Raw genomic sequence first — 17,648 nt, forward strand, 5'->3', positions numbered from 1 at the left:
ATTTTCAGGAGGTGTACACATTGGCAAATGCAAAAGTAATCCAAGCTAAACAGGAAGCGGTGGACGCGGTTGTTGGAAAACTGCAAAACAGTATTTCTACAGTTGTTGTTGACTACCGTGGATTGAACGTTGCTCAAGCGACCGAACTGCGCAAGCAGCTTCGCGAAGCGGGCGTTGACTTTCAAGTCCTGAAAAACACATTGCTCCGCCGTGCAACTGCTGTGGCTGAACTGACTGAGCTGGACGCTGTCCTGACTGGTCCTACAGCAATCGCATTCAGTGAAACTGATGCGGTGGCAGCTGCAAAAATTCTGAATGACTTCGCCAAGAAAAACGACGCATTGAAACTGAAAGGCGGCGTGGTCGAAGGCCGTGTCATCGGTATGGATCAAGTTAAGGCGCTGGCAGAACTGCCATCCCGCGAAGGTCTCTTGTCCATGCTCCTCAGCGTGCTTCAAGCGCCTATCCGCAACTTCGCGCTTGCAGTTAAAGCTGTGGCCGAGAAAGAAGAACAAAGCGCGTAAGCCTTTGATTCTTGTGAGTTAATCAATACCACAAACCAAATTTAATTATAAAATGGAGGTTCAACCATGAGTAAAGAAGCAATCTTGGAAGCAATTAAAGGCATGAGCGTACTGGAACTGAACGACCTGGTTAAAGCAATCGAAGAAGAATTCGGCGTAACTGCTGCAGCTCCAGTAGCTGTTGCTGGCGGCGCTGCTGCAGCTGTTGAAGAAGAACAAACCGAATTCGACGTAATCCTGGCAAGCGCTGGCGCTTCCAAGATCAACGTTATCAAAATCGTTCGCGAAATCACAGGCCTTGGCTTGAAAGAAGCTAAAGACCTCGTAGACAACGCTCCTAAGCCAATCAAAGAAAAAGTAAGCAAAGAAGATGCCGACGCTACCAAAGCAAAATTGGAAGAAGCAGGCGCTTCCGTAGAAGTGAAGTAATTTGCTTCCATAAGCTTCAGGACAACCCCCTTGAACTTGTTCAAGGGGGTTGTTGTATAATGAATGCCATGAAGATATGAAAATGAAGGGATGAATGGCATGTCGCAGCATTATTACTCGCAGCAGCCGGAGACGCGTCACGACCGTCGCGAGATCCAGACTGTGCTTAGGGGCAAAAAGTTTCATTTGATCAGTGATGCCGGTGTTTTTTCCAAAGGCGATATCGATTATGGCAGCCGCGCGTTGATTGAAGCGATGGAGATACCGGATGGCTCAGACGTGCTCGATGTGGGCTGCGGTTACGGCCCGATCGGTCTTGCGGCAGCGTCGCTTAATCCGGCCGGTCATGTGACGATGGTGGATATCAATAACCGTGCGGTTGAACTTTCCCGCGAGAATGCCCGCAACAATGGGATCGGGAATGTGACGGTCCTGCAGAGCGATGTGCTGTCCGCCGTAGTTGAACAAAAGTTTGACGTTGTGCTGACCAATCCGCCGATTCGTGCGGGCAAGGCGGTAGTGCATCAGATTTTTGAAGAGGCGTACCGGCAGTTAAATGAAGGCGGAAGTCTGTGGATCGTCATTCAGAAAAAGCAGGGATCGCCATCGGCGGTGGCTAAATTGGAAAGTTTGTTTCCGGAAGTGGAAGAGCTGGGGAAAGACAAGGGGTACCGAATCATTCGGGCGAAAAAATAGACGGAGAAAATATTGACATGAGATATAGCTAGTGTTATTATTATTAAATGTCAGTATTAAGATAGGCTCCATGTCTTTAGTTTGCTGAAATGTCAAGATATTTTATTGTCGACCGGCAAGCGCAGCCGTCCGGCAAACGCTGGCAGTTTTATGCAAAGATCATGATCCGGACTTGTTGCGGGTAAGCCTGCAGAAGTAAGAATTATGATGCATAAACTGTCGCTTGGCGACGTATAATATGTACGTTTTGGGCAAATCTACTGGTTAAGGAGTACTTTGGCCATGGATAAAAATGCGCTCTTTTTTCGAAGAATTCGATCAAGGGCTTTTTATTATTTATGGCTGAATCCTTGTGGTATGGTTCCATTATACGGTTCCAAACAGGGGTTCGCAATCAATTTTTAAGTGAGTAGACATGAGGGGTGAGTAAAGTTGGCAGGACATCTTGTTCAGTATGGTCGACGCACTCGGCGGAGCTATGCGAGAATTAACGAAATACTCGAGGTCCCTAACCTGATTGAGATCCAGCAAAAATCGTATGACTGGTTTTTGGAGGAAGGACTGCGCGAAATGTTTCAAGACATCTCGCCAATCCAGGATTTCACTGGCAATCTGGTACTCGAGTTCATTGATTACAGCCTGGGTGAACCGAAATATACGGTTGATGATGCCAAGGAGCGTGACGTAACGTATGCGGCTCCTCTGCGGGTAAAGGTCCGGCTCATCAACAAAGAGACCGGCGAGGTCAAAGAGCAGGAAGTGTTCATGGGGGATTTCCCGCTGATGACGGAGACCGGCACATTTATTATCAATGGTGCGGAACGGGTAATTGTCAGCCAGTTGGTTCGCTCTCCTAGCGTCTATTTCAGCACGAAAGTGGATAAAAACGCCAAGAAAACATACACCGCCACAGTGATTCCAAACCGCGGTGCCTGGCTGGAGCTTGAAACCGATGCGAAGGACATTATGTATGTCCGCATCGACCGGACCCGTAAGATCCCGGTTACTGTGCTTCTGCGCGCACTTGGTTTCGGCACGGATGCCGAAATTCTGGATCTGCTTGGCAATGATGAATATATTCGCAATACGCTGGACAAAGACAACACGGATTCCACCGAGAAGGCGCTCATTGAGATTTACGAACGCCTGCGTCCGGGTGAACCGCCGACACTGGAGAATGCGAAGAGCCTCCTGGTAGCGCGTTTCTTTGACCCAAAACGTTATGATCTGGCGAACGTCGGCCGTTATAAGATCAACAAAAAGCTGCACATCAAAAACCGTCTGTTCAACCAACGTCTTGCCCAGCCGCTCGTAGATGAAGCTACGGGTGAAATTTTGGCAGAAACGGGTCAAATGGTTGACCGCCGCCTGCTGGATGAGCTGATTCCTTACTTTGAGAAGAATATCGCCTCCAAGACTTACCGCGTAAGCGGCGGCGTAACTGATAGCGATGATATTCCGCTGCAGGTTGTCGAGGTGTATTCGCCGCTTGAAGAGGGCCGGGTCATTAAATTGATCGCCAACGGCAACATCGACAAGTCGGTCAAGCATATCACTCAGGCTGATATTATCTCCTCAATCAGCTACTTTATTAATCTGCTGCATGGCATCGGCAACACCGACGACATCGACCATTTGGGTAACCGACGTCTGCGTTCGGTCGGCGAACTGCTGCAAAACCAGTTCCGCATCGGCTTGTCCCGTATGGAACGGGTGGTACGCGAACGGATGTCGATTCAGGATGCGAACGCGATTACGCCGCAGGCATTGATCAACATTCGTCCGGTTATCGCATCGATCAAAGAGTTCTTCGGCAGTTCGCAGTTGTCCCAGTTCATGGACCAAACGAACCCGCTGGCAGAACTTACGCATAAACGTCGTCTGTCCGCACTCGGACCGGGCGGTCTGACCCGGGAGCGCGCGGGCTTTGAAGTGCGCGACGTCCATCACAGCCATTACGGCCGGATGTGTCCGATCGAAACGCCGGAAGGTCCGAATATCGGTTTGATCAACTCCTTGTCCACATTTGCCCGCATCAACGAATACGGCTTTATCGAAGCGCCGTACCGTTGGGTGGATCCGAAGACCGGCAAGGTTACGGAACAAGTCGACTATCTGACTGCCGACGAAGAAGATAACTATGTAATCGCTCAGGCGAACGTGCTTATCGATGAGGAAGGTACATTCCTGGAAAGCGAAGTTATCGTCCGGTACAACAAAGATTCCGACAATATCACGACAATGCCGAGCAACCGCGTCGATTACATGGACGTATCGCCTAAGCAGGTCGTGTCGGTCGCGACGGCGCTCATTCCGTTCCTCGAGAACGATGACTCCAACCGCGCCCTGATGGGATCGAACATGCAGCGTCAGGCCGTTCCGCTTTTGATTCCTAAGGCTCCGCTCGTCGGAACCGGAATGGAGCACAAATCGGCGAAAGACTCCGGCGTATGTATTGTTTCCAAATATGACGGTGTGATTGAACGCTCTTCGGCCAATGAAATTTGGCTGCGCCGCGTTGAAACGGTCGATGGCCGTGAGGTCAAAGGCGACATCGTTAAATATAAATTACACAAATTTATGCGTTCGAACCAAGGAACCTGCATTAACCAGCGTCCGCTGGCCAAACGCGGCGACGTGGTGAAGAAAGGCGACATCCTGGCAGACGGACCTTCGACCGAAATGGGCGAATTGGCGCTTGGCCGCAACGTAGTCGTTGCCTTCATGACATGGGAAGGTTACAACTATGAGGATGCGATCCTGCTGAGCGAGAAGCTGGTGAAGGAAGATGTATATACTTCGATCCATATCGAGGAATACGAATCCGAAGCCCGCGATACGAAGCTCGGACCGGAAGAAATCACCCGCGACATTCCGAACGTCGGCGAAGAAGCTCTCCGTAACCTGGATGAGCGCGGCATTATCCGCATCGGTGCGGAAATCAATGCCGGGGACATCCTGGTCGGTAAGGTTACTCCGAAGGGCGTAACGGAACTGACTGCGGAAGAGCGTTTGCTCCACGCGATCTTCGGTGAGAAGGCACGCGAAGTGCGCGACACCTCGCTGCGCGTACCGCACGGCAGTGACGGTATCATCGTCGATGTCAAAGTATTTACACGCGAAAACGGCGACGAGCTGCCTCCGGGCGTGAATCAGCTGGTTCGTGTATATATCGCGCAAAAACGTAAAATTTCCGAAGGCGATAAGATGGCCGGACGTCACGGTAACAAAGGTGTCGTTGCCCGCATTCTGCCTGAAGAAGATATGCCGTTCCTTCCGGACGGTACGCCGGTACAGGTCGTCCTGAACCCGCTGGGCGTACCTTCGCGGATGAACATCGGCCAGGTGCTGGAAGTCCATCTGGGTATGGCTGCCCTGCAGCTCGGCATTCATGTTGCGACGCCGGTATTCGACGGCGCACGCGAGTATGATGTGTTCGACACCATGGAAGAAGCCGGCATGCAGCGCAACGGTAAAACGATTCTGTATGACGGACGTACGGGCGAGCGTTTCGAACGCGAAGTTACCGTCGGTGTCATGCACATGATCAAACTGGCGCACATGGTTGACGATAAAATCCATGCACGTTCCACCGGTCCTTACTCGCTCGTTACGCAGCAGCCTCTCGGCGGTAAAGCCCAGTTCGGCGGACAACGTTTCGGGGAGATGGAAGTGTGGGCGCTTGAAGCCTACGGCGCAGCTTATACACTGCAAGAAATCCTGACCGTGAAATCCGATGACGTGGTCGGCCGCGTGAAGACGTACGAGTCGATCGTCAAAGGCGAGAACGTGCCGGAGCCGGGTGTTCCGGAATCGTTCAAAGTACTCATCAAGGAACTGCAGTCGCTCGGTATGGACGTCAAAATCCTCAGCGGCGACGAGCAGGAAATTGAAATGAAAGAACTGGATGATGAAGACGAGACGTCCGGCGATAAGCTGAGCCTCAACCTCGAAGGCGCGGAAGTCGGCATCGAATAAGGCTCAGGCGTTTGCCACTCAATTGCATTTAGAAAAATGGACCGTGCCCTCTTTTGATCCCAGGATCAAGGGAGGGCCTCCGGTACTAAATCAGGATATAGGTTAAGGAGGGTTGCTCCTTGTTGGACGTTAACAATTTTGAATTTATGAAAATCGGGCTCGCTTCCCCGGAAAAAATTCGTTCTTGGTCCCGCGGAGAAGTAAAGAAACCGGAAACCATCAACTACCGTACGCTGAAACCGGAAAAAGAAGGCCTTTTCTGCGAGCGCATCTTCGGACCGCAAAAGGACTGGGAATGTCATTGCGGCAAGTACAAACGCGTCCGCTATAAAGGCGTCGTGTGCGACCGCTGCGGCGTTGAAGTTACCCGTGCCAAAGTCCGCCGCGAACGGATGGGCCACATTGAGCTGGCGGCTCCGGTATCCCATATCTGGTATTTCAAAGGCATTCCAAGCCGTATGGGTCTGGCTCTGGACATGTCACCAAGATCTCTTGAAGAGATCATTTATTTTGCATCTTATGTTGTAACGGATCCAGGTGAAACTCCGCTGGAGAAGAAGCAACTGTTGTCCGAAAAAGAATACCGCAGCTACCGTGAAAAATACGGCTACGGATTCCAAGCCGGCATGGGTGCGGAAGCGGTGAAAAAGCTGCTTCAAGATATCGACATCGACAAAGAGCTGGAATTCCTCAAGGAAGAACTGCGTACGGCCCAAGGCCAACGCCGCAACCGGGCCATCAAACGTCTGGAAGTGATCGAGGCGTTCCGCAACTCCGGCAACAAACCTGATTGGATGATCATGGATGTGCTGCCTGTTATCCCACCGGAGCTTCGCCCGATGGTTCAACTCGACGGCGGCCGCTTTGCGACATCCGACTTGAACGACTTGTACCGCCGTGTCATCAACCGCAACAACCGTCTGAAAAGACTGCTTGATCTCGGCGCTCCCGATATTATCGTACAAAATGAAAAGCGGATGCTTCAGGAAGCCGTCGATGCCCTCATCGACAACGGCCGCCGTGGACGTCCGGTAACCGGTCCGGGTAACCGTCCGCTCAAGTCCCTCAGCCATATGCTGAAGGGTAAACAAGGACGTTTCCGGCAAAACTTGCTCGGTAAACGCGTTGACTACTCCGGCCGTTCCGTTATCGTCGTAGGTCCGTACCTCAAGATGTACCAATGCGGCCTGCCGAAGAAAATGGCGCTGGAACTATTCAAACCGTTTGTTATGAAAGAACTGGTAAACAAAGGCCTTGCCCACAACATCAAGAGCGCGAAACGCAAAGTGGAACGCGTCAGTCCAGAGGTATGGGACGTTCTCGAAGAAGTTATCCGTGAGCATCCAGTTCTGCTGAACCGTGCGCCTACGCTGCACAGACTCGGGATCCAGGCATTTGAACCGATTCTGGTCGAAGGCCATGCCATCCGTCTTCACCCGCTCGTATGTACGGCGTACAACGCCGACTTCGACGGTGACCAAATGGCCGTACACGTTCCGCTGTCCGCAGAGGCTCAAGCTGAAGCACGCATTCTGATGCTGGCTTCGGGCAACATCCTGAACCCGAAAGACGGCAAGCCTGTCGTTACTCCTTCCCAGGATATGGTCCTCGGTACGTACTACCTGACCATGGACAACAAAGAAGAAAAGGGCACAGGCATGATCCTGCGCAACGTCAACGAAGCTGTATCCGCCTATCAACGCGGAACTGCCGGTCTGCATGCGCGCGTTGCGATTCCGGTTAAAGCTCTGGGCAAAACCAGCTTTACGGAAAAACAACAGGATGCTCTGCTGATCACGACGGTTGGTAAAATCATCTTTAATGAAATCTATCCGAAGAGCTTCCCGTACATCAACGAAGCGACCAAAGCTAACTTGCTGCAGGGAACGCCTGAGAAATATTTCATTTATGAAAAAGGTGCAGACGTCCGCGAACGCATCATGAGTGCAGCGGATGCGAACGCCGTCGGCAAAGAATATTTGGGTCTCATTATCGCCCGCTGCTTTGAGACTTACCATACGACGGAAACATCCGTTATTCTGGATAAGATCAAACAGCTCGGCTTCACGTATTCCACGCGTTCCGGTGTAACCGTTGCGGTAGCAGACGTTGTCGTACCGGAAGAGAAAGTTGAAATGCTGAAGGAATCCGAAGCTAAAGTCAACGTGGTAGCGAACCAGTACCGCCGCGGTCTGATCACGAACGATGAACGTTATGACCGCGTCATCGAAATCTGGTCGAAGACCAAAGACGATCTGACCAACGTGCTCCTGAAGTCTATGGACCGCTTCAATTCCATCATGCTGATGGTTGATTCCAAGGCGCGCGGTAACAAATCGCAGATCACCCAGCTGGGCGGCATGCGGGGTCTGATGGCAACGCCATCCGGCCGGATCTTTGAGTTGCCGATCAAAGCAAGTTTCCGTGAAGGCCTGACCGTCCTCGAGTACTTTATCTCGACGCACGGTGCGCGTAAAGGTCTGGCGGATACCGCGCTTCGTACGGCGGACTCGGGTTACCTGACCCGTCGTCTGGTCGACGTAGCACAGGACGTTATCGTCCGCGAAGAAGATTGCGGCACAGACAAAGGCTTTACCGTCAGTCGCATTCAGGACGGCAAGGAAGTTATCGAGGATCTGTACGACCGTATCGAAGGCCGCTACTGTTTCGAGACTGTCCGCCATCCGGAAACGAAAGAAATTATCGTTCACCGTAACGACCTGATCGACTCCGATAAGGCCGAAGAAATCGTGAACGCCGGTGTTACCAAGCTGCAAATCCGTTCGGTACTGAGCTGCCGCGCCCGTCACGGCGTCTGCAAAAAGTGCTACGGACGTAACTTGGCAACCGGCAAGCATGTTGAGATCGGCGAAGCAGTCGGCATTATTGCCGCCCAATCCATCGGTGAACCGGGAACCCAGCTCACCATGCGTACATTCCATACCGGCGGTGTTGCCGGCGATGACATCACGCAAGGTTTGCCGCGTATCCAGGAGCTGTTTGAAGCCCGTAACCCTAAAGGCCAGGCGACAATCAGTGAAATCGACGGTATCGTTAAGGAGATTCGTGAAACGAAAGACCGCCGCGAAATCGAAGTGCAAGGTGAAGCGGAATCCCGCGTGTACTCCATCACTTACGGATCGCGTCTGCGCGTAAGCGAAGGCCAAGAAATCGAAGCCGGCGACGAACTGACCGACGGTTCGATCGACCCTAAAGAAATGCTGCGCATTAAGGGCATCCGCGGGGTACAAAACTACATCCTGCAGGAAGTTCAACGCGTATATCGTAACCAAGGCGTAGAAATCAATGATAAGCACGTCGAAGTTATGATCAAACAAATGTTGCGCAAAATCCGCATTATCGACGCCGGAGACACCAATCTCCTGCCAGGTTCCTTTGCGGATATTCATGAATATGAAGCAGCGAACAAAGAAGCGATTCTGTCCGGCAATGAGCCTGCGGTCGCCAAGCCGGTATTGCTTGGTATCACCAAGGCATCGCTCGAAACCGACTCCTTCCTGTCCGCGGCATCCTTCCAGGAAACGACCCGCGTCCTTACCGATGCGGCCATCAAGGGCAAAGTGGATAAATTGCTCGGCCTGAAGGAAAATGTTATCATCGGTAAGCTGATCCCTGCCGGAACGGGCATGAACCGTTACCGCAACGTGAAGCTGAACGATCCGAACGAAGAGGGCGAGCTCGAAGCGCTTGAGGCGGTTCCTGCCGAGTAACACTGAGTAGCTTATTATCTAAGGCGGTTTACCGCGCTGCGGCTGAGCTTGTGCTGCAGCGCGGCCTTATGATATAAACCTAAAAAACATTATTGTTATTCTTGACATCGCCGGATGATAATGCTAATATATCTAAGGTGCGTGAGCAGACTTGTTACTCTTTCTTATCGGAGGTACTGTTTATCATGACTAATGATAGAAGGCTTCAGGATGCTCAGGTCAAGATCGGTACCAAGCAAACCGTCAAGGCGGTTGAATTGGGCCAAGCCGCAGAAGTCTATGTGGCAGAGGACGGAGATCAACGGCTTACTTCCAGAATTATTTTGCTCTGCAACAAGCAAGGCGTTAAAGTCACTTATGTGGATACAATGCTGAACTTGGGCAAAGCCTGTGGTATAGAAGTTGGTGCCGCCATGGCGGCCGTCTTAAAAGAATAGCAACAGGATCGTTTTTGTACCGGGGCTAACCCGGCGGCAAAAACTTTTCATTTGTCTTTTTATGAACCACCTGGGTCTGTGGACTTAAAGTTCGTAAATGGATTTATAATTTCAGGAAGGGGGTGGCACAACATGCCAACTATTAATCAATTGGTTCGTAAAGGCCGTCAAGCCAAAATCGACAAATCCAAATCTCCTGCTCTTCAAAAAGGTTTTAACGCCCTGAAGCGTGAGGCTACAGATTTGAGCTCCCCGCAAAAACGCGGTGTGTGCACTCGTGTAGGCACAATGACTCCTAAGAAACCGAACTCTGCACTTCGTAAATACGCCCGTGTGCGTTTGACGAATAAGGTCGAGGTTACTGCTTACATCCCGGGGATCGGACACAACCTGCAAGAGCACAGCGTGGTACTGATTCGCGGAGGACGGGTTAAGGACCTTCCAGGGGTTCGTTACCATATCGTTCGCGGCGCGCTGGATACAGCAGGCGTGAACAACCGGATGCAAGCTCGCTCCAAATACGGCGCAAAACGTCCTAAAGCGAAAAAATAAGGACAAACTGATTTAAGAAAGAACCATACAAGAAAGGGGGATATCCATGCCACGCAAAGGTCCAGTTACTAAGAGAGACGTGCTGCCGGATCCGGTGTATAACAGCAAGTTGGTTACTCGTTTGATCAACCGCATTATGCTGGATGGTAAAAGAGGTGTCGCTCAAAGCATTCTGTACAATTCGTTCAAACTGATTCAAGACCGTACGGGTAAAGATCCGATGGAAGTTTTCGAAGCGGCCATCAAGAATATCATGCCGGTATTGGAAGTTAAAGCACGCCGTGTCGGCGGTGCCAACTACCAAGTACCTATCGAGGTTAAACCTGAGAGACGTACTGCGCTCGGATTACGTTGGCTCGTGAACTACTCCCGCAACCGCGGCGAGAAGACTATGGAAGAGCGTTTGGCGGCTGAGATCATCGACGCTTCCAACAACACAGGCGCTTCTGTTAAGAAACGCGAAGATACGCACAAAATGGCTGAAGCGAACAAAGCGTTTGCTCACTACCGCTGGTAGGATCTAGCCCGTAAAAATAAACTATTTTGAAGGGAGACCCAATTCATGGCAAGAGAGTTCTCCTTAAAAAATACACGCAATATCGGGATCATGGCACATATTGATGCCGGCAAGACCACTACCACGGAACGTATTCTGTTCTACACAGGCCGTACGCACAAAATCGGTGAAGTTCACGAAGGTGCTGCGACAATGGACTGGATGGAGCAGGAACAGGAGCGCGGGATTACGATTACTTCCGCTGCGACTACCGCTTCTTGGAAAGGTCACCGCATCAATATCATTGATACCCCGGGGCACGTTGACTTCACTGTTGAAGTTGAACGCTCCCTGCGTGTATTGGATGGGGCAGTAGGCGTTTTTAGTGCGAAAGAGGGCGTAGAACCTCAGTCCGAAACCGTATGGAGACAGGCTGACCGTTACGGCGTTCCACGGATCGCTTATGTTAACAAAATGGATATCATCGGTGCCGACTTCCTTAACGTAGTTAAGGATATGCGTGACCGCCTGCAAGCGAACTCGGTAGCGATCCAGTTGCCGATCGGTGCAGAAAACGACTTCATCGGCATCATTGACTTGGTTGAGCAAAAAGCTCACATGTACAAAGATGACCTGGGTCAAAATATTGAAGTTACAGAAATTCCTGCGGAATATCTGGAACAAGTTGAGGAGCTGCGTCTCGAACTGATCGAGAAGGTTGCCGAACTCGACGAGGAATTGACCATGAAGTACCTGGAAGGCGAAGAAATTACAGTTGACGAGATCAAAGCTGCTCTGCGCAAAGGCGTATGTGAAGTTAAGATCTTCCCTGTTATCGTCGGCTCTTCCTACCGCAACAAAGGGGTTCAGCTGATGCTGGACGCAGTTGTTGATTACCTGCCATCTCCGCTGGATGTACCTGCGATCCAAGGTCACCTTGACGACGGTACTGAAACCGAGCGCCACTCTTCCGACGAAGAGCCGTTCGCAGCACTGGCATTCAAGATCATGACTGACCCTTATGTTGGTAAACTCACGTTCTTCCGTGTATACTCCGGTATCCTGGAATCCGGTTCTTATGTAGTTAACGCTACTAAGAACAAACGTGAACGTATCGGCCGTATCCTGCAGATGCATGCGAACAGCCGCCAAGAAATCTCCATCGTATACGCTGGTGATATCGCGGCAGCCGTTGGTTTGAAAGATACAAGTACCGGCGATACCCTCTGCGACGAAAAACATCCGGTTATCCTGGAATCGATGAACTTCCCTGATCCGGTTATCGAAATCGCGGTTGAACCTAAAACCAAAGCTGACCAAGATAAAATGGGCGTTGCTCTCGGCAAGCTGACTGAAGAGGATCCAACTCTTCGTGCGCATACCGATGAAGAAACAGGCCAAACGATCCTGGCAGGTATGGGTGAGCTTCACCTTGACATTATCATCGACCGTATGCGCCGCGAATTCAAAGTAGAAACCAACGTGGGTAAACCACAGGTTGCTTACCGCGAAACGTTCAGAGCGCCTGCTCGCGTCGAAGGTAAATTCGTTCGCCAATCCGGCGGTCGCGGTCAGTACGGTCACGTGTGGGTTGAATTTGAACCTCTCGAAGCCGGCACTGGCAGCCAATTCGAAAGTAAAGTTGTCGGTGGTTCCGTTCCTAGAGAATACATCGCTCCTGCACTTGCCGGTATTGAAGAACAAATGAAAAACGGCGTCCTTGCTGGCTTCCCGCTGGTAGACGTTAAAGCAACAATCGTTGACGGATCCTATCATGATGTCGACTCCAACGAAATGGCGTTCAAAATCGCCGGTTCGATGGCGCTCAAAGCAGCTAAAGACAAGTGTAAACCTGTCCTGCTCGAGCCGATCATGAAAGTGGAAGTAACGGTGCCTGAAGAGTACATGGGCGATGTTATGGGTATGCTGAACTCCCGCCGCGGCCGTATCGAAGGTATGGACTCCCGTGGTGGCGCGCAAATTATCCGTGCCAAAGTGCCTCTCTCCGAAATGTTCGGATACTCGACAACACTCCGTTCCGGTACACAAGGCCGCGGCGTATTCTCGATGGAGCTTTCGCACTACGAAGAAGTGCCTAAGACCATTGCTGAAGAAATCGTGTCCAAGCACAAAGGCAACGACTAATACGTTTGTTTGATTTGCCGGCCGGACGATCCTCTCGTCAGTCATCCTTGTTCAGCAATTCGTCCGGGCGGCTCTAAAATATAAGGAAACCCCATATTAAGGAGGAACTGTTCAAATGGCAAAGGCAAAGTTTGAACGTACTAAACCGCACGTTAATATCGGTACTATCGGTCACGTCGACCATGGTAAAACGACTCTGACTGCTGCAATCACAACTGTATTGTCCAAAAAATACGGCGGTGCTGCTGTAGCATTCGACCAAATCGACAAAGCTCCAGAAGAACGCGAACGCGGTATCACTATCTCCACCGCTCACGTTGAATATGAAACACCTGCTCGTCACTATGCACACGTTGACTGCCCAGGACACGCCGACTATGTTAAAAACATGATCACCGGCGCTGCTCAAATGGACGGCGCGATCCTGGTTGTATCCGCAGCTGACGGCCCAATGCCGCAAACTCGCGAACACATCCTGCTGTCCCGCCAAGTAGGCGTTCCTTACATCGTCGTATTCCTGAACAAATGCGACATGGTTGAAGACGAAGAGCTCTTGGAACTGGTTGAAATGGAAGTTCGCGATCTGCTGAGCGAATACGACTTCCCAGGCGACGATACTCCAATCGTTCGCGGTTCCGCTCGTGAAGCTCTGCAAAACCCAGACGGCGAATGGGCTCAAAAGATCGTTGAAATGTTCGAAACGATCGATACTTACATCCCACTGCCAGAACGTCAAACTGACAAGCCTTTCTTGATGCCAGTCGAAGACGTATTCTCCATCACTGGCCGCGGTACCGTGGCAACTGGCCGCGTAGAACGCGGAACAGTTAAAGTTGGCGAAGAAGTCGAAATCGTTGGTATTCATGAAGACAAGAAAAAATCCGTTGTTACGGGCGTTGAAATGTTCCGTAAACTCCTGGATTCCGCTCAAGCTGGCGACAACATCGGCGCCCTGCTGCGCGGTGTTGACCGTAACCAAATCGAGCGCGGTCAAGTATTGGCTAAGCCAAACTCCGTTAACCCACACACTGAGTTCACGGCGCAAATCTACGTCCTGACCAAAGAAGAAGGCGGACGTCACAAACCTTTCTTCACTGGCTACCGTCCACAGTTCTACTTCCGTACAACGGACGTAACTGGTATCATCAACCTGCCAGAAGGTACTGAAATGGTTATGCCTGGTGACAACATCACCGTTACCGTTCAACTGATCTCCCCGATCGCTATCGAAGAAGGAACTAAGTTCTCCATTCGTGAAGGCGGCCGTACAGTTGGCGCCGGTTCCGTTGCTTCCATCCAAAAATAATTGAAGATATCCTTTGGGATATCCTCATGTGGATAAGAATAAGACCCTTCATATGAAGGGTCTTTTCTTTTTGCTGTGGATAAAAAAAACGGTTGCCACTTTCGTAGCGACCGGGTTTTTAAGGTGCTCATTAAATCTCTTTGGCATAAGCCGGGCTAGGCACTTTGCTTAAAACGACATGCAGACTGGCGGGTTCGGCCCCGTCATTGCGATAAGCAAAGGTTTCTTCCCCACCAATATGAATCGTTTCGCCTTTGGACAGCGAATGCTCGGATTCATCTACAAGCATCGTGCCGCTGCCCTCCAGTGCCAGAATATAAACATCCGATCCGGGATGTTTATGCGCGGGGAGCTGCTGGCCAGGCATAAAGTTCAGTACAAAAACGACGCTCTCTCCGCGTTGAAATAAAATTTTCTTTGTAAAACGCTCTTCCATGTATTGAATAGCTTCGGATAAATTCTTTTTCTCCATCATTTTCTCCAACCCTTCGGTTTAATTTTAATACAACGTGACTTCATATTCGCAGTGTTCATGACCGGCAACATTGCATTTAATTTCTCGTACGGTTACACGTCTTCCCATTATTTTACCCAGCGCGCCTTCCAGTATTGCACCTTCCAGATCGCATACCATTTTCTCATCATCGAGGGAGGGGAGACCTTTACAAAAACAATCCTCCACGGCAATGTTGATTTTATGCTGGCTGCTATGAACGATGCGGGGTAAACCAATCTTAAGTTCCTCAAATAGCTGAAGCAGTTCCTCGACTGTGGAAACGGGCAGGCTTTCGCCGATTTTTCGGCCAATCGTGACTGTGGTGGCTTTGCCGCCCATAGGCAGCCCCTGATTCATCCCGATCAACCGGATGGTACGGAATAATTCAAGCGGAACCGATTCGCCTAATTGGGTGCGTTCGATTTTTTTCATATCCGAAAAACGGTATTGTTCCATCTTCAATCTCTCCCAGCGATGCTTTGTCTATGCTTCCATTGTATACGGTGCCGGCAGGCGATTCCTTGATTCAAATCAAGAATTTATAAATTTGTGAGGGCAATCACGAGAACGAAGACAGATCCTTGTTATGGTAAAAATAGAACCTGATTGGGGGGAAGTCCATGAAATGCTCGGCATGCGGTGCTAATTCCTGTATCCGAGAGGTACCGGTATTCAAAGGGTTGCCCGAGGTTGAACGTAAGGCCGTAGAAGCGATCGTCGACACTCGGCATTATATGCGGGGAAGCGTGATATTTAGAGAGGGAGAACCATCGGATTCATTATATATCGTAAGAAGCGGTCTGATAAAACTGACCCAAGGCAGCAAAGAAGGCAGACAGCATGTTCTTCGCTTTTTATTTCCGGGCGACTATTTTGGCCAATTTGCCCTTTTGCATCAGAAAAAAAATTATGTGAATGCGGAAGTCGTTGAGGGAGGTGGTATTTGCCGGATTCACCGCGATGAATTCCTGCCGCTATTGGAGCAAAGCGCAGCGCTATCGTACAGCTTTTTAATGTCGTTAAGCGAGCAATTACATCAAGCCGATGAGCAGGCTGGGGCGATGCATATCCTGGAGGTGGAGAAAAGGCTAGCCAGGCTGATTTTATATCTGTATTCCCGAAACGACGCGGATTTGTATGTTACCGAGGGTAATCCAGTCATTCAGTTGCCGGCCGCAAAAAAAGAAGTTGCTGCTATGATCGGAACTTCAGCCGAAACGCTTAGCCGCAAACTAGGTAAATTTGAAGCTGGCCGGATGATCGCCATGCACCGGCGGAGGGTAGAAATTCTGGATATAGGTGCGCTAAGAGAGTTAGCCGAGCACGCCTATTAAAGAAGAAAGGTACTTTGTGCCTAAGTATTCGACATGAAATAACAATATACACGCTATATTCGGCATTTTTCACCAAAATTTTACTTAAAATTCTTTACATATTCCCGATCTATCGAGTACACTACATTTGTAACGTCTGCAGCTATTTGAGAGATTTAGGGAGTGTAGAATATGGGTAAATGTCCTTTTTCGTTTTTGCATGGCAAAGATTCACGAAGTTTCAATGAGGGTTCTCCCGCCCGCCAGTCCGAGGACGGCCACAATTCTGCTCCCGCTGTCACACAGGCATTCCATAACCTATCCGGGCATGGAGAACTAAATGAACAGATGCGCATGATTGATTTGACGGAGGAGGATCTTGTGCTTCTCCGCCGGTTGAAACCGATTGTAGAACAAAACATCGACTACATCACAGAGCAATTCTACAATACAGTACTGGGTGTGGAGAAGCTGGAGGCCATTATTCAGGAGCACAGCAGTATCGAGCGGCTCAAGAAAACGCTCCGGCAGCATATTATCGAGATTTTTGACGGTAAAGTGGATGAGCAGTATATCGCCAAACGACTGACAATCGCCAATATACATAAGCGAGTGGGGTTGGAGCCGAAGTGGTATTTGTCCGCGTTTCAGAATTTGCAAAATGTCTTTATCGCAGAGATCTATAATGAGACCGGTAATGATATGGAACGTCTAAAGATTGTGCAGACCGTTACCAAGCTTCTCAGCCTCGAACAGCAGCTGGTGCTTGAAGCGTACGAGAAAGCGAATATTGAAGAAAAAGAAATGCAGTACCAGCTGGTGAAGGATGAGTTGAAGCAGAAAATCGCCGAATTCAGCGGAGAGCTGATCGACCTCAGCATGGATACGAATGCGGCAGTAGAACAGCTCGTTGCAAGCAGCAACGAAGTGAACAATACATTTCGGCGTACGGCCGCATCGGCGCTCGATTCGCAGGGAATGGCTAAAGACGGGCATGAGCATCTGGATAGCCTTTCCGGTCAGATTAACCTGATCTATGAGAGTACGAATGAGATGGAACGTTCCGTTAATGAGCTGAATGGCTCATCGCTGCAGATCCAGAAAATCGTCGCCGCCGTTGAAGGCATTGCCTCGCAGACCAAAATTCTAGCGCTAAATGCTACAATTGAAGCAGCCAGAGCCGGCGAGCACGGCCGAGGTTTCAGCGTTGTGGCCAATGAGGTTAGCCGGCTGGCGGAGGATACACGTACGACTGTCGTCCGAATTGGCGACTTAACCCGTAAATCCGGAGCGTTAACCGCACAGGTCGTGGATGAGATCCGCAAGGTACAGGAATTGACCGAAAGCGGCAAACATCAATCCGCCAATACAAGCCGTTTGTTTAAAGATATTGTGGAGTCCATGCAGACTAGTACGCAGGAGATTGTAACCGTAGAAGAAGAAATCAAGGTGCTGATTCAGACCATCGAAGGAATTGGTTCCACAACCGCGCAGACCGCAGCATCGGCAGAATACTTTAAGTCGGCGACCCAGAATCTTTAATGG

14 protein-coding genes are annotated in these 17,648 nt (G+C 50.4%); 12 read left to right on the forward strand and 2 right to left on the reverse strand.

Going from position 1 to position 17,648, the window contains the following annotated elements; all coding sequences use genetic code 11:
- The first annotated feature begins 20 nt into the window (after positions 1-20).
- The 10 genes from rplJ (at position 21) to tuf (ending at position 14,294) form a co-directional block, all read left to right on the forward strand.
- Positions 21-524: a 50S ribosomal protein L10 gene (rplJ, locus tag BMW84_RS23250; RefSeq protein ID WP_091072815.1), complete on the forward strand. Its 504-nt coding sequence runs from the start codon at positions 21-23 to the stop codon at positions 522-524.
- 66 nt (positions 525-590) lie between these two features.
- Entirely contained in the window at positions 591-953 is a 363-nt protein-coding gene (gene rplL / locus BMW84_RS23255) for a 50S ribosomal protein L7/L12 (protein WP_091072700.1), read from the forward strand.
- Between the two features lie 99 nt (positions 954-1,052).
- A complete protein-coding gene (locus BMW84_RS23260) occupies positions 1,053-1,649 on the forward strand; it encodes a class I SAM-dependent methyltransferase (RefSeq protein WP_091072703.1) in 597 nt (198 codons plus the stop codon).
- Between the two features lie 432 nt (positions 1,650-2,081).
- Entirely contained in the window at positions 2,082-5,627 is a 3,546-nt protein-coding gene (gene rpoB / locus BMW84_RS23265) for a DNA-directed RNA polymerase subunit beta (RefSeq protein WP_091072706.1), read from the forward strand.
- A gap of 119 nt (positions 5,628-5,746) precedes the next feature.
- Positions 5,747-9,358, forward strand: a complete 3,612-nt coding sequence (rpoC, locus tag BMW84_RS23270) for a DNA-directed RNA polymerase subunit beta' (protein ID WP_091072709.1) — start codon at positions 5,747-5,749, stop codon at positions 9,356-9,358.
- 185 nt (positions 9,359-9,543) lie between these two features.
- Entirely contained in the window at positions 9,544-9,795 is a 252-nt protein-coding gene (locus BMW84_RS23275; RefSeq protein ID WP_091072712.1) for a ribosomal L7Ae/L30e/S12e/Gadd45 family protein, read from the forward strand.
- A gap of 132 nt (positions 9,796-9,927) precedes the next feature.
- A complete protein-coding gene (rpsL, locus tag BMW84_RS23280; RefSeq protein ID WP_091072713.1) occupies positions 9,928-10,347 on the forward strand; it encodes a 30S ribosomal protein S12 in 420 nt (139 codons plus the stop codon).
- Between the two features lie 46 nt (positions 10,348-10,393).
- A complete protein-coding gene (gene rpsG, locus BMW84_RS23285; protein ID WP_091072715.1) occupies positions 10,394-10,864 on the forward strand; it encodes a 30S ribosomal protein S7 in 471 nt (156 codons plus the stop codon).
- Positions 10,865-10,909: 45 nt separating this feature from the next.
- A complete protein-coding gene (fusA, locus tag BMW84_RS23290; protein ID WP_091072718.1) occupies positions 10,910-12,988 on the forward strand; it encodes an elongation factor G in 2,079 nt (692 codons plus the stop codon).
- 115 nt (positions 12,989-13,103) lie between these two features.
- On the forward strand, positions 13,104-14,294 hold the full coding sequence (tuf, locus tag BMW84_RS23295; protein WP_091072720.1) for an elongation factor Tu: 1,191 nt from the start codon (positions 13,104-13,106) through the stop codon (positions 14,292-14,294).
- A 130-nt stretch (positions 14,295-14,424) separates the two neighbouring features.
- On the opposite strand, the gene BMW84_RS23300 is transcribed toward tuf, so the two are convergent.
- On the reverse strand, positions 14,425-14,769 hold the full coding sequence (locus tag BMW84_RS23300; protein ID WP_254773124.1) for a cupin domain-containing protein: 345 nt from the start codon (positions 14,767-14,769) through the stop codon (positions 14,425-14,427).
- Positions 14,770-14,793: 24 nt separating this feature from the next.
- Positions 14,794-15,246: a V4R domain-containing protein gene (locus BMW84_RS23305; protein ID WP_091072726.1), complete on the reverse strand. Its 453-nt coding sequence runs from the start codon at positions 15,244-15,246 to the stop codon at positions 14,794-14,796.
- A 164-nt stretch (positions 15,247-15,410) separates the two neighbouring features.
- On the opposite strand from BMW84_RS23305, the gene BMW84_RS23310 reads away from it, so the two are divergent.
- A complete protein-coding gene (locus tag BMW84_RS23310; protein ID WP_091072729.1) occupies positions 15,411-16,124 on the forward strand; it encodes a Crp/Fnr family transcriptional regulator in 714 nt (237 codons plus the stop codon).
- Between the two features lie 171 nt (positions 16,125-16,295).
- The gene (locus tag BMW84_RS23315) at positions 16,296-17,645 is read left to right on the forward strand and encodes a globin-coupled sensor protein (protein WP_091072731.1); all 1,350 of its coding nucleotides are present in this window, start codon (positions 16,296-16,298) and stop codon (positions 17,643-17,645) included.
- The last annotated feature ends 3 nt before the right edge of the window (positions 17,646-17,648 follow it).

Origin of the sequence: Paenibacillus sp. NFR01, assembly GCF_900111565.1 — a bacterium.
In the GTDB taxonomy this organism is placed as follows: Bacteria; Bacillota; Bacilli; order Paenibacillales; family Paenibacillaceae; genus Paenibacillus_AQ.

Excerpts from the sequence above, each read along its gene's own strand:
- BMW84_RS23315 (WP_091072731.1), top strand. The coding sequence starts at position 16,296 with ATGGGTAAATGTCCTTTTTCGTTTTTGCATGGCAAAGATTCACGAAGT.
- rpsG (WP_091072715.1), top strand. The coding sequence starts at position 10,394 with ATGCCACGCAAAGGTCCAGTTACTAAGAGAGACGTGCTGCCGGATCCG.
- rpsL (WP_091072713.1), top strand. The coding sequence starts at position 9,928 with ATGCCAACTATTAATCAATTGGTTCGTAAAGGCCGTCAAGCCAAAATC.
- rplL (WP_091072700.1), top strand. The coding sequence starts at position 591 with ATGAGTAAAGAAGCAATCTTGGAAGCAATTAAAGGCATGAGCGTACTG.
- BMW84_RS23260 (WP_091072703.1), top strand. The coding sequence starts at position 1,053 with ATGTCGCAGCATTATTACTCGCAGCAGCCGGAGACGCGTCACGACCGT.
- BMW84_RS23275 (WP_091072712.1), top strand. The coding sequence starts at position 9,544 with ATGACTAATGATAGAAGGCTTCAGGATGCTCAGGTCAAGATCGGTACC.
- tuf (WP_091072720.1), top strand. The coding sequence starts at position 13,104 with ATGGCAAAGGCAAAGTTTGAACGTACTAAACCGCACGTTAATATCGGT.
- BMW84_RS23300 (WP_254773124.1), bottom strand. The coding sequence starts at position 14,769 with ATGATGGAGAAAAAGAATTTATCCGAAGCTATTCAATACATGGAAGAG.
- BMW84_RS23310 (WP_091072729.1), top strand. The coding sequence starts at position 15,411 with ATGAAATGCTCGGCATGCGGTGCTAATTCCTGTATCCGAGAGGTACCG.
- fusA (WP_091072718.1), top strand. The coding sequence starts at position 10,910 with ATGGCAAGAGAGTTCTCCTTAAAAAATACACGCAATATCGGGATCATG.
- BMW84_RS23305 (WP_091072726.1), bottom strand. The coding sequence starts at position 15,246 with ATGGAACAATACCGTTTTTCGGATATGAAAAAAATCGAACGCACCCAA.